The organism is Dyella acidiphila (assembly GCF_014863405.1).
Classification (GTDB): domain Bacteria; phylum Pseudomonadota; class Gammaproteobacteria; order Xanthomonadales; family Rhodanobacteraceae; genus Dyella_B; species Dyella_B acidiphila.
Genome location: NZ_JACZZA010000005.1, coordinates 64,546 through 76,743, shown reverse-complemented (window position 1 = coordinate 76,743; position 12,198 = coordinate 64,546). Strand labels below are relative to the sequence as shown.

The window sequence follows — 12,198 nt, the reverse complement described above, 5'->3', positions numbered from 1 at the left end:
CATCACTATGTTGTCCCGTCTGCCGATGCCTTGGCCATTGGCGGCGACAGTCTTTGCGGTTGACGTGTAACGACTGTTACATGTAACGTTCGTTACATGGATACCCGCAAAGAAGAACTCACCGCAGCGTTGATCGACTACCTGCTGACGCATGGCTTGTCGGAACTGTCGCTGCGCCCGCTGGCCGCCGAGCTGGGCACCAGTGCGCGCCTGCTGATCTATCACTTCGGTTCCAAGGAAGGCCTGCTGACGGCGGCGATGGCAGCCATGCATGCGCAGCTGCGCAGCTCCCTGCAGGCGATGGCGGAAACCCGGGCTTCGTCGGCCAAGGCGCCGTTGCGCCGCTTCTGGGACTGGGCCGTCGCCGCGCAGAATTTTCCGTATCTGAAACTGCTCTACGAATTGCAGATACTGGCAATCCGCAGCCCTGAAACCTACGGCCCCCTGTTGCAAAACAATGCCGCAGACTGGCTGGCGCTGACCAAACAGATCATGCCGGACGACGAGCGCGACGCCGCCATGGCCAGCTTGCCGATCGCCGTCTTCGACGGCCTGTTCCTGGAACTGATGAGCACCGGCGACCGCCGGCGCACCACGCGCGCGCTCGACCGGTTTATCGAACTGGTGGAGCAGGGACGCCTGCAGCGCAAGCCGCAGCGTTCACCCACATCCAAACGGGGGACATGACATGGTTGCATCCACGGCGGATCTCTCGGCACCGCGCCCATCGACGCTGCGCACGCTATGCGGCTTGCTGCTGGCACTGGGCGGCATCAGCTTGCCGCTGGGCCATTGGCTCGACGAACTGGCCGGCCCGGGCCATGTGATCGTCAATGAACTGATCTATTGGGCGCTGGTTGTCGCTGTGCTCTGCTACGTGAAAGGTGTGGAGCGCCGTCCGCTGACTTCCGTAGGCTTGCGGCGACCGAGCTGGAAAGACGGCCTGTGGGCCGTCGCCACCGGCCTGCTGATTCTTGTGTGCCTGGGACTCATTTATTACGTGCTTTTTCCAGCCTTGCACTGGAGCGAGAGCCAGCAGTTCAGCCAGCTGGCAACCATACCGTATGCGCTGCAATGCCTGATCGTGGTGCGCGCGGCAGTGTCGGAAGAATTGCTGTTCCGCGGCTATGCCGTGGAGCGATTGCAGGAACTGAGCGGCAGCCGCCTCGTGGCCGGCGCGTTGAGCTGCACGGTGTTCACGCTGGACCATGTCACGTACTGGGGCTGGCACCACATCCTGGTGGCCGGTTCGGCCGGGATCATCCTCACCGTGTTCTATTTCTGGCGGCGCAATCTGTGGGCCAGCATGCTGGCGCACTTCATCGTGGATGGTGCGGCCTTTCTATTGGGCTAGGCCGCCATGGGTCATCGCCACCGGTTTGATTGCTGCACTGCAATGGTGCAAGTAACAACCTTTTAGCCCGCTGCTGGTGCGCTCAGAGCCGCATTTCAGTGTGATGGCGGCCATAAACTCATAAAAATCCGACCTTATTCGCGACGGCACAAATGATGCATTGCATCACGCATCAAGGCTCGCCGATCTGCGCAAGCGCGTGACGGACGAGCCATCGGTGCAGGCAAGTCTTCGGCGAGGTAAGGCATGTCGGGCAGAGCTACGCGGATCGAATTGTTTCGGCTGCGCACGCCGCAGATGCGTGCGTTCCATTTGAGCTGGCTGGCGTTTTTCGCCTGCTTTTTCGCCTGGTTCGCGGTGGCGCCGCTGATGCCGCTGATCAAGGGCGAGTTCCGGCTCAGCCAGGATCAGCTGGCCAATATCAGTATCGCCGCGGTGGCTGTCACGGTGTTCGGACGCTTGATCGTCGGTCCTCTGTGCGATCGCTTCGGTCCGCGCCGTACCTACACATGGCTGCTGATGATCGGCGCGCTGCCGGTATTCGGCATCGCCTTCGCGCACAGCTATGCGTCTTTTCTGTTCTTTCGGCTGGCGATCGGCATCGCGGGCGCGGGCTTTGTCATTACGCAGTACCACACCTCGGTGATGTTCGCGCCGAACGTGGTGGGTACCGCCAATGCCACCGCCGCCGGCTGGGGCAATGCCGGCGGCGGCGCGGCGCAGGCGGTGATGCCGTGTCTGCTTGCCGCGGCGCTTGCCATCGGCGTGCCGCAGGCACTGGGGTGGCGTGCGGCGATGGTGGTGCCCGGCACGCTGATGCTGATCGTGGCTGCGCTGTATTGGCGCTATGCACCGGACCGTCCGCCAGACCCTCGGACAAATGCGGCCAAGCCCGGCGGCTGGCGCGCCTTGCGTACCGCGATGGGCAATTACCGCGTGTGGATGTTGTTTGTGACGTATGCCGGCTGCTTCGGCATCGAGCTGTTCGTGCATGGCGTGGCGGCCAGTTACTACGTGGATCGCTTCAACCTGGATCTACGCCATGCCGGCATGGCTGCCGGCAGCTTCGGGCTGCTGGCGCTGTTTGCACGCGCCATCGGCGGCATGGCTTCCGATCGCCTGGCGCGCCTGCATGGACTGGCTGCGCGCAGCTGGCTGCTGGGGGCGCTGATGCTTGGCGAGGGCCTGGGATTGTTGTGGTTTTCCGCCGCGCAGGCGGCGGATGTGGCGATGGGCGCGATGCTCGCTTTCGGCCTGTTCACGCATATGGCCTGCGGCGCCACCTATGCGCTGGTGCCATTCGTCGATCGTTCGGCCTTGGGCGGCGTGGCCGGCATCGTCGGTGCTGGCGGCAATGTCGGCGCGGTGGCGGCGGGCTTGCTGCTCAAGAGCACCGGTTCGGTGCCGCACACCTTTGCCTTGCTGGGAGGTTTTGTCATCGCCGGCTCGATGTGCGCGCTGGCGGTGCGTTTCAGCGCCGAACACACGGCGCGCGAAGAGCGGCTTTATCGCGAAGCGCTGGGGCTGGATCGGGCGTAGTCGCCGCGATCGACGCTGACTGCGCAACAGGAGGCAGGGTCTATGGCAGTGAAATTGCTGGTGATCGGGCATGGCATGGTCGGGCATAAATTGCTGCAGGAGCTGGTCGAGCGCCAGGTGCAGGGGCTGGATATCACCGTGCTGGGCGAAGAAAACTGGCCGGCCTATGACCGCGTGCACCTGTCCGATTTCTTCAGCGGCAAGAGTGCCGACGATCTTTCGCTGGTAACGCCCGGCTTCTTCGACCGGCCCGGTTTGCAACTGCGCCTGGCCGCGCGTGCCGTGCATATCGATCGCCAGCAGAAACGTGTCACCACCGCCGATGGCGAAGTGATCGGCTACGACAAGCTGGTGCTGGCGACCGGCTCCAGGCCGTTTGTACCGCCGATCGATGGTCACCAGCGCGCCGCCTGCCTGACGTATCGCACCATCGACGATTTGCTGGCGATGCGCGAATGGGGCGCCGGTTCGCGGATCGGTGTCGTGGTCGGCGGCGGCTTGCTCGGGCTGGAATGCGCCAAGGCGCTGCGCGACATGGGGTTGGAAACGCATGTAGTGGAATTCGCGCCGCGCCTGATGGCGGTGCAGGTCGACGATATCGGCGGCCAGATGCTGCGCCGGAAGATCGAAGAGCTGGGTGTGACCGTGCACACCGGCAAGAGCACGCTGGATATCGTCGATGGCGAAGCTACGCGCCATCGCATGCGTTTTGCCGACGGCAGCCAGCTGGAAACCGACATGATTGTGTTCTCCGCCGGCATCCGCCCGCGCGACGAACTGGCGCGTGCCTGCGAACTGGGCGTGGGCGAGCGCGGTGGCATCCACGTCGACAACTATTGCCGCACCCGTGACTGGGATGTCTATGCCATCGGCGAATGCGCGTATTGGGGCGGCAAGACCTTCGGTCTGGTCGCACCCGGCTACGACATGGCGCGCGTGGTGGCTGCGCACTTATGTGCATTGCTGGAGCGCCGGCAGGCGCCGGAACTGCCTGAGTTCGCGGGCGCCGACATGTCCACCAAACTGAAATTGATGGGCATCGATGTGGCCAGCCTCGGCGATGCGCATGCCACCACGCCGGGCGCGCGCAGTTATCAGTTCAGCGACGAACGCCGGCAGGTCTACAAAAAGCTGGTGGTTTCCGGCGACGGCAAGCGTCTGCTCGGCGGCGTGCTGGTCGGCGACGCCAGTGAATACGGCACGCTGCTGCAGATGATGCTCAATGGCATCGAGCTGCCGGACGAGCCGGAATTCCTGATCCTGCCATCGGCCGACGGCAAGGCCAGGCCGATGCTGGGTGCGGATGCCTTGCCTGCCGCAGCGCAGATCTGCTCGTGCAACAACGTCTCCAAGGCACAGCTATGCGACGCCGTGGCCGCCGGTGCCGCATCCATCGGCGCGTTGAAGAGCGCTACCAAGGCCGGCACCGCCTGCGGTGGCTGCGTGCCGCTGGTCACGCAGATCATGCGGGCCGAAATGAAACGCCAGGGCCTGGCGGTCAATAACCATGTGTGCGAGCACTTCGCCTATTCGCGCCAGGAGCTTTATCACCTGGTGCGGGTGGAACGCATCCGGCATTTCGACGAACTGCTGCGCCGCCACGGCAGCGGCCTGGGCTGCGATATCTGCAAGCCGGTTGCCGCCAGCATTCTCGCCTCCTGCTGGAACGAGTTCGTGCTGCAGAAAGAACACGCGTCATTGCAGGATTCCAACGATTATTTCCTGGCCAATATCCAGAAGGACGGCACCTATTCGGTGGTGCCGCGCATGGCCGGCGGCGAAGTCACCCCGGACGGGCTGATCGCGGTGGGCCGCATCGCCAAACAATATGGCCTGTACACCAAGATCACGGGCGGTCAGCGCGTGGATATGTTCGGCGCGCGGCTGGAACAATTGCCCTCGATCTGGGAACAGCTGATTGCCGCCGGCTTCGAATCCGGCCATGCCTACGGCAAGGCGCTGCGCACGGCGAAATCCTGTGTCGGCTCTACCTGGTGTCGCTATGGCGTGCAGGATTCGGTCGGCCTCGCGATCGCGCTGGAAAATCGCTACAAGGGCCTGCGCGCGCCGCACAAATTGAAACTCGGTGTATCCGGCTGTACGCGCGAATGCGCCGAAGCACAAGGCAAAGACGTGGGCGTAATCGCCACCGAACGCGGCTGGAATCTATATGTTTGCGGCAATGGCGGGATGAAGCCGCGCCATGCCGAACTGCTGGCGGGCGATCTGGATACACCCACGCTTACCCGCTACGTCGATCGCTTCCTGATGTTCTACATCCGCACCGCCGACCGCCTGCAACGCACCAGCGTCTGGCGCGACAACCTCGAAGGCGGGCTGGAATACCTGCAGCAAGTAGTAGTGCAGGACAAACTCGGCCTGGCCGCCGAACTGGAGGCGGATATGCAGCGCGTGGTGGACAGCTACGAATGCGAATGGAAAAAGGCGGTGACCGATCCGCAGACGCGCAAGCGCTTCCAGCACTTCGTCAACAGCGCCGAGGGCGACAGCAACGTAGTGTTTGTACATGACCGCGGCCAGATCCGGCCGGCCACGCCGGAAGAAAAACCGGCTCGGCGCATTCCTGCCCGTGTCACCACGGAGTGACGCGATGGAAGACGTGCTGACGACACAAGGCTGGACCCTCGTCTGCGAACTGGACGATATCGTGCCCGATACCGGGGTGTGCGCCCTGGTGGACGACGAACAGGTGGCCGTGTTCCGGGTCGGCGAACGGGCGCTTTATGCGCTGGACAACTTCGATCCGAACGCCGGCGCCGCGGTGCTCTCGCGCGGCCTGATCGGCAGCATCGGCGATCGCGTGGTAGTGGCCTCGCCGATCTACAAGCAACATTTCGATCTGCGTACCGGCCAATGCCTGGAGGTGCCGGAGCATTCCGTGCGCGCGTGGCAAATCAGACTGGAAGGCGGGCATGTGCTGATCGGGCATCCGTTGTGAATCATGCCCGTCCAAGATTGGTGGTGATCGGCAACGGCATGGCCGGCATGCGTGCGGTGGAGGAATTGCTGCAGCTTGCGCCGGGCCTCTACGACATCAGCGTGTTCGGCGCCGAACCCTACGGCAATTACAACCGCATCCTGCTGTCGATGCTGCTGAGCGGCGAAAAAATAATCGATGAAATCATGCTCCATACACCGGCGTGGTATGCCGAGCATGGCGTGGCTTTGCATGCGGGCGATCCGGTGGTGGCGATCGATCGCCGCCGGCGCCGCGTACATTCGCGCAAGGGCATCGAACTGGCCTACGACCGCCTGCTGATCGCCACCGGTTCGCAACCGGTGATGCTGCCGCTGCCGGGCAATGATTTGCCGGGCGTGATCGGTTTTCGCGGCATCGACGATGTGCAGCAGATGCTGCAGGCCGCCAGTGCCTACCGGCGTGCAGTGGTGATCGGCGGCGGCCTGCTGGGCATCGAAGCGGCCAACGGCCTGTCGCGGCGCGGCATGCAGGTGACGCTGATCCATCGCAGCGATGTATTGCTCGAGCAGCAACTCAATGCCGATGCCGCCGGCTTGCTCTCGCAGCATTTGCAGGCGCGCGGCTTGAGCCTGCGCCTGAAGGCCAACACGCAGGCACTGCATGGCGGCGAACGGGTGGAATGGGTGGAACTGGCCGACGGCAGCCGCATCGAGGCCGAGCTGGTGGTGATGGCGGTGGGTGTGCGCCCGGATATCGCCCTGGCCAAGTCGTGCGGACTGTATTGCGAACGCGGCATCGTGGTCGATGACACCTTGCAGACCTACGACCCGCATATCTACGCCGTAGGCGAATGTGTGCAGCATCGCCGCCTTACCTTCGGGCTGGTCGCGCCGGTATGGGAGCAGGCGCGCGTGTGCGCATCGCATCTGGCCCGAGTGGGGCACCGGCGCTATCGCTCGGTGCGCACGGCCACCAAGCTCAAGGTTACCGGCATCGATTTGTATTCGGCCGGCGATGTGATCGGCGGAGCGGGTACCGAAGACCTGGTGCTGCGTGATCCGCGGCGCGGCATCTACAAACGGCTGGTGCTGAAGGACAACCAGGTGATCGGGGCAGTGCTGTATGGCGATGTCAGGGACGGCGGCTGGTATTTCGAACTGATCGAGCAGGGCGCGGATATTGCGGGAATCCGCGATCGGCTGTTGTTTGGCAGACAGTATTGCCAGGCGCATGCCGCGCAGCTGGAGGCCACCGCATGAAGGCGCTGGCGAGGCCGCATGTTGCGACCACCGCCACCACCTGTCCCTACTGCGGTGTCGGTTGCGGTATCCGTGCACGCGCCAATCCCGACGGCACCGCCCAGATCGAAGGCGACCCGCAACACCCCGCCAACCACGGGCGTTTGTGCGTGAAGGGCTCCGCACTTGGCGAAACCACCGATCTGCGCGGACGGCTATTGCATCCGATGCAGCGCGGTGTGGATGGCAGCCTGCAGCGTATCGGCTGGGATGCCGCGCTGGACCATGTTGCCGAAGGCTTTGGCCGCGTTATCGCGCGGCACGGCCCGGACGCGGTGGCGTTCTACGTCTCCGGCCAGCTGCTGACCGAGGACTACTACGTCGTCAACAAACTGGCCAAGGGCTATCTCGGCACCGCCAATATCGACACCAATTCTCGCCTGTGCATGTCCTCGGCCGTAGCGGGGCACAAGCGGGCCTTCGGCGAGGATGCGGTGCCCGGCTGCTATGCGGATCTGGAACAGGCCGAGCTGATCGTACTGGTGGGCGCCAATACCGCATGGTGCCACCCCATCGTGTACCAGCGCATCGTCAAGGCGAAGGAGGGCGCTGCGCCGCCACGCATGGTGGTGATCGATCCGCGCCGCACCGCCACCTGCGAAATCGCCGATCTGCATCTGCCGCTGCAGCCGGGTACCGATGTGTGGCTGTTCAATGGACTGCTGGCGTATTTGTTCCAGCACGGTGCCGTCGATGCGTCGTTTGTGGATGCGCATACCGCCGGCTTTGCGCAGGCGTTGGCTGCGGCGCAGGCAGATGCGGCAGATCCGGCCGAGGTTGCGCGCATCTGCGGTGTGCAACTGGCCGACCTCCTGCGCTTCTACGACTGGTTCGCGCAATGCGCGCGCACCGTGACGCTGTTTTCGCAGGGCGTGAATCAATCCTCCAGCGGTACCGACAAGGTCAACAGCATCATCAATTGCCATCTCGCCGGCGGGCGCATCGGTCGGCCGGGAATGGGGCCGTTCTCGCTGACCGGCCAGCCCAATGCCATGGGCGGCCGCGAGGTGGGCGGTCTGGCCAATATGCTGGCGGCGCATATGGAGCTGGATAATCCGTTGCATCGCCAGCTGGTGCAGTCGTTCTGGCAATCGCCGCGCATCGCCGAACATCCGGGCCTGAAGGCCATGGAGCTGTTCGAGGCGATCGGAGCAGGCAAGGTAAAGGCGGTATGGATCATGGCCACCAATCCGGTGGTGAGCCTGCCCGATGCCGATCGGGTGAAGCAGGCGCTGGCGCGCTGCGAGTTCGTGGCCAGCTCCGATGTTGTGACGCATACCGATACCAATGCTTTTGCCCAGATCCTGCTGCCGGCGCTGGCCTGGGGCGAAAAGGATGGCACTGTTACCAATTCGGAGCGGCGCATATCGCGGCAACGAGCGTTCCTGCCGATACCGGGCGAGGCGAGGGCGGACTGGCAGATCGTGTGCGAGGTGGCGCGGCGGCTTGGCTTTGCGCAGGGTTTTTGCTTCGAGAGCGCGCATGCGATTTTTGCCGAACATGCGCAGCTGACCGCCTGGCGCAATCAGCCGTTTTCGCAAGATGGTGCGCCGGCTGCGCCGAGGCTGCTCAATCTGCGCGGACTGGCGCAACTGGATCGTGCTGCCTACGACGCCATGCCGCCGCTGCAGTGGCCGATTGCCGCCGACGGTGGCACGGAGCGCCTGTTCGCCGACGGCTGTTTCGCGCACCCCGATGGCCGTGCGCGCTTCGTCGCTACCGCAGCCCGCCCACCGGTGCATGCCGCGGATGAGGCCTATCCGCTGGTGCTCAACACCGGCCGCGTGCGCGATCAATGGCACACCATGACGCGTACCGGCAAAGCGCCGCGGCTTACTGGCCACGTCGCCGAGCCCTTTGTCGACATGCATCCGCACGATGCGCTGCGCTGTGGCGTACGCGAAGGCGAACTGGCGCGCGTGCATTCGCGCTGGGGCGCGCTGGTGGCGCGCGTCAAACATGGCGGCGGCATCCTGGCCGGCCAGGTATTTGTGCCGATCCACTGGAACGATCAGTTCGCCTCGGACGCGCGTGTGGGCAGCGTGGTCAACCCGGTGGCCGATCCGGTTTCCGGCGAACCGGAGTTCAAGCACACGCCGGTATGCGTGGAGCCGTTCCCGGTGCGCTGGTATGGCTTTGCGCTAAGCCGACGGGAACTGGCACCGGGTGACTTGAGTTACTGGACCTCGATTCAGGGCGATCATTTCCGCCGCTACGAAATCGCCCATCGCGAACGGCCGGCGGAGTGCAGCGCCTGGGCACGCGCCTGGCTGGGTGTGGACGATCAGGATGCCGACTGGCTGGAATACGAAGACCACAGCACCGGCGTTTACCGGGCGGCGCATGTGATCGATGAGCGCATCGAAGCCTGCCTGTTTCTTTCTGCGCGTCCCGATCTGCCGGCACGGCATTGGCTTGCGGGGCTGTTCGCGCGAGAGCCGTTGGATGAAAGCGATCGCATGGCGCTGTTGATCGGCGAGCCCGCCGATCCGGGCGCCGCAACCGGTCCCATCGTGTGCTCGTGCTTTGGCGTTGGACGCAACACGCTTTGCGCAGCCATTCGCACGCATGGGCTGGAAACGCCTGCGCAGATCACCGCGCGCTTGCGCGCCGGCGGCAATTGCGGATCGTGCGTACCGGAGCTGCGGCAATTGATTACGCAGGTGCGCGCCGAAGCACAGGTCTAGCGCAAGGGCGCGGCCGCTAGCTCGAAGCGCGGCCCAGTTTCTCGATCAAGGCCTGGGTCAGCGGCTTCAGAAAATAGCTGTCGGTGGGCACTGCGCCCGGCTCCACGCCATGCGCACGCAGCGCCTGCGCCACCACCGGGCCGATCGCGGCGACCATGGTGCGCGCCAGCGCTTGCCTGAGCTGCTCGTGCCGTGCCTGCGCAACGCGGAACAGGCGCTCCACTTGTTGCAGGCTGGTAAAGGCGATGGCATCGACCTCGCCCCGATGCATGGCTTCGATCAAGGCCAGCACTTCGGCATCTGCCGCGGCGTCGGCGTAGACATACGGCGCTACCGGCAGTGCCTGCGCACCGGCGCTGGCCAGAAAATCCATCAACAGTCGATTGGGATCGTCGCCATAAAGCTGCACGCCAACGCGCCGTCCTTGCAGATCGAGGCCTTGCAGCAGGCCGATCATGCCGGGCGTGGTAGCCGGATCGGCCACCAGCGCCGGTTTGAGACTCAGTTCGCGCAGCACGCGTCCCGGCTTGGGGCCGCGCGCGATGAGGCGCACGGCAGCCAGCTGCTGCACAAAGCGTTCGCGCAGTTCGGGTGCGTGCTGCTCCAACTGGCTGAGCAGGCGGTGCAGGCCTTCGCCGGTAAACAGCAGCAGATCGTCGCAGCCGCCGGCGCTGAACATGCGCAGCCAATGCAGCACCGGGGCCGGATCGGGCGCATCGCGGATATCGATCAGCGGGCATCGCAGCACCGTCGCGCCGCGGCGTTCAAGCAGCGTGGCGAACAGATCCAGCTCGCGCGATTCGGGCAATGCGATACGGCGCCCTTGCAGAGGTCGGTCGGATCCTGAGTCATGCATGTGCGCCGGCTTCCGTGGAGGTGGGTAGGGAAGTATGGGATGTCGCCGTTGTTTGCTGGCCGAACCATGCATGCGCATGGGCCATGGCAGCTACTTCGCCGATGATCAGCAGGGCTGGCGGATGGATGCCTTGTGCTTGTGCCCGCACCGGCAATTCGTGCAGCACCCCGCTGACGACGCGCTGCTGCGCCAGCGTACCGTTCTCGATCAGGGCGAACGGCGTGTCGGGATGCCGGCCATGTTCCAGCAGGCGCTGCGTCAGCAGCTCAAGCGTGGCCACGCCCATATACACGACCAGGGTCTGGTGGCTTTGCGCCAGCGCCGGCCAGTCCATGGCATCTAGCGAATCCTTGCCGTGACCGGTAAGCAGATGCACCGACTGGGCGTGCTCGCGGTGGGTCAGCGGGATGCCGGCGTAGGCGGCGCAGGCCATGGCGGCGGTGATGCCGGGGACAACTTCATAAGCGATGCCGTGCTGCTGCAGAAATGCCATTTCCTCGCCGCCGCGCCCGAACACGAACGGATCGCCGCCCTTCAGTCGCACCACGCGGCGGCCGGCCTGCACGTATTGGAGCAGCAGCTGATGGATCTGCGCTTGCTGCGTGTGCCGGCCACCGCATCGCTTGCCCACGTCGACGCGCTCGGCATCGCGGCGTGCCAGCGCCAGTACGGCATCGCTGACCAGGCGGTCGTACAGAATCACGTCGGCCCGATTGAGCGCGCGCAATGCATGCAGCGTCAGCAGGCCCGGATCGCCGGGTCCGGCGCCCACCAGCAGCACCGAACCTGACGCGGATACAACGTCCTCGGCAGCCAATGCCTGAACCAGCAACTGTTCGGCTTCCTCCGCGCGCGCGTTGCGCAACAGCGACAGCACCGGCCCGTCATGCAGCCAGTCGTAGAACACGCGCCGCGCGGCGAGTTCGGGCCAGCGCTGCACGATGCGCACGCGATAACGCTGGGCCAGGCCGACCAGCGCGCCCAGCGCGTGATCGAGTTGCGACTCCAGCGTTTCGCGCACGCGCCGGGCCAGCACCGGCGCCGCGCCGGCGGTGGAAATGGCGATCGTCAGCGGTGCGCGATCGACCACGGCCGGCACCTGAAAGCGCGACAGGCCGGGATCGTCGACCACGTTCGCAAAAATACGTCGTTCCGTGGCCGCGGCGGCGACTTGCGCATTGAGCGTGCGATCGTCGGTGGCGGCAATCGCCAGCCATACGCCGTCCAGCCATGCCGGCTGGAACGTATCGCCGATAAAAGCGATGCGCTCTTGCGCCGACCATTCGAGCAAATTGCCGCTCAGCTGCTGGGCTCCCACACGCACTTGTGCCCCAGCTTCGAGCAGAGCCTCGATCTTGCGTTCCGCCACCGCGCCGCCGCCGACCACCAGCACCGGCAGGCCCTTCAGATCTGCAAAGAGTGGATAAAGTTTCATGTCGTTCACTGGATAGGCAGCCTGGTCGGCGGACAGCTTGCGCATGTCGGTGAGCAAGGAATTGCGTGATGACTATGTGAAAACCGCT

The 12,198-nt window shown here is 64.7% G+C and carries 9 protein-coding genes; 7 read left to right on the top strand and 2 right to left on the bottom strand.

What is annotated here, in order from left to right:
* Positions 1-96: 96 nt before the first annotated feature.
* The 7 genes from IGX34_RS09880 (at position 97) to IGX34_RS09850 (ending at position 9,819) form a co-directional block, all read left to right on the top strand.
* Positions 97-687 carry a TetR/AcrR family transcriptional regulator gene (locus IGX34_RS09880; RefSeq protein ID WP_192555559.1) on the top strand — a complete coding sequence of 197 codons (591 nt, stop codon included), beginning with the start codon at positions 97-99 and terminating at the stop codon, positions 685-687.
* A gap of 1 nt (position 688) precedes the next feature.
* Positions 689-1,354 carry a CPBP family intramembrane glutamic endopeptidase gene (locus IGX34_RS09875; protein ID WP_192555558.1) on the top strand — a complete coding sequence of 222 codons (666 nt, stop codon included), beginning with the start codon at positions 689-691 and terminating at the stop codon, positions 1,352-1,354.
* Positions 1,355-1,600: 246 nt separating this feature from the next.
* The gene (locus tag IGX34_RS09870; RefSeq protein WP_192555557.1) at positions 1,601-2,893 is read left to right on the top strand and encodes an MFS transporter; all 1,293 of its coding nucleotides are present in this window, start codon (positions 1,601-1,603) and stop codon (positions 2,891-2,893) included.
* Between the two features lie 42 nt (positions 2,894-2,935).
* Positions 2,936-5,500, top strand: coding sequence for a nitrite reductase large subunit NirB (nirB, locus tag IGX34_RS09865; RefSeq protein ID WP_192555556.1), 2,565 nt, complete (start codon positions 2,936-2,938; stop codon positions 5,498-5,500).
* A gap of 4 nt (positions 5,501-5,504) precedes the next feature.
* Complete coding sequence (gene nirD, locus IGX34_RS09860; RefSeq protein ID WP_192555555.1) at positions 5,505-5,852, top strand: nitrite reductase small subunit NirD; 348 nt, start codon at positions 5,505-5,507, stop codon at positions 5,850-5,852.
* Complete coding sequence (locus IGX34_RS09855) at positions 5,849-7,093, top strand: NAD(P)/FAD-dependent oxidoreductase (RefSeq protein WP_338015447.1); 1,245 nt, start codon at positions 5,849-5,851, stop codon at positions 7,091-7,093. Before nirD ends, IGX34_RS09855 begins: the two co-directional genes overlap by 4 nt.
* Positions 7,090-9,819 carry a nitrate reductase gene (locus IGX34_RS09850; protein ID WP_192555553.1) on the top strand — a complete coding sequence of 910 codons (2,730 nt, stop codon included), beginning with the start codon at positions 7,090-7,092 and terminating at the stop codon, positions 9,817-9,819. Before IGX34_RS09855 ends, IGX34_RS09850 begins: the two co-directional genes overlap by 4 nt.
* A 16-nt stretch (positions 9,820-9,835) precedes the next feature.
* Here the strand turns inward: IGX34_RS09850 and IGX34_RS09845 are convergent, their stop codons facing one another.
* Positions 9,836-10,675 (bottom strand): uroporphyrinogen-III synthase, encoded by an 840-nt coding sequence (locus IGX34_RS09845; RefSeq protein WP_192555552.1) that lies wholly within the window; start codon positions 10,673-10,675, stop codon positions 9,836-9,838.
* On the bottom strand, positions 10,668-12,110 hold the full coding sequence (gene cysG, locus IGX34_RS09840; RefSeq protein WP_192555742.1) for a siroheme synthase CysG: 1,443 nt from the start codon (positions 12,108-12,110) through the stop codon (positions 10,668-10,670). The genes IGX34_RS09845 and cysG overlap by 8 nt, the downstream gene beginning before the upstream one ends.
* Between the last annotated feature and the right edge of the window lie 88 nt (positions 12,111-12,198).

What these genes read in the sequence shown, in the direction of transcription:
- IGX34_RS09845 (WP_192555552.1), bottom strand. Translation starts at nt 10,675, where the DNA reads ATGCATGACTCAGGATCCGACCGACCTCTGCAAGGGCGCCGTATCGCA.
- nirB (WP_192555556.1), top strand. Translation starts at nt 2,936, where the DNA reads ATGGCAGTGAAATTGCTGGTGATCGGGCATGGCATGGTCGGGCATAAA.
- cysG (WP_192555742.1), bottom strand. Translation starts at nt 12,110, where the DNA reads ATGAAACTTTATCCACTCTTTGCAGATCTGAAGGGCCTGCCGGTGCTG.
- IGX34_RS09875 (WP_192555558.1), top strand. Translation starts at nt 689, where the DNA reads ATGGTTGCATCCACGGCGGATCTCTCGGCACCGCGCCCATCGACGCTG.
- IGX34_RS09880 (WP_192555559.1), top strand. Translation starts at nt 97, where the DNA reads ATGGATACCCGCAAAGAAGAACTCACCGCAGCGTTGATCGACTACCTG.
- nirD (WP_192555555.1), top strand. Translation starts at nt 5,505, where the DNA reads ATGGAAGACGTGCTGACGACACAAGGCTGGACCCTCGTCTGCGAACTG.
- IGX34_RS09850 (WP_192555553.1), top strand. Translation starts at nt 7,090, where the DNA reads ATGAAGGCGCTGGCGAGGCCGCATGTTGCGACCACCGCCACCACCTGT.
- IGX34_RS09870 (WP_192555557.1), top strand. Translation starts at nt 1,601, where the DNA reads ATGTCGGGCAGAGCTACGCGGATCGAATTGTTTCGGCTGCGCACGCCG.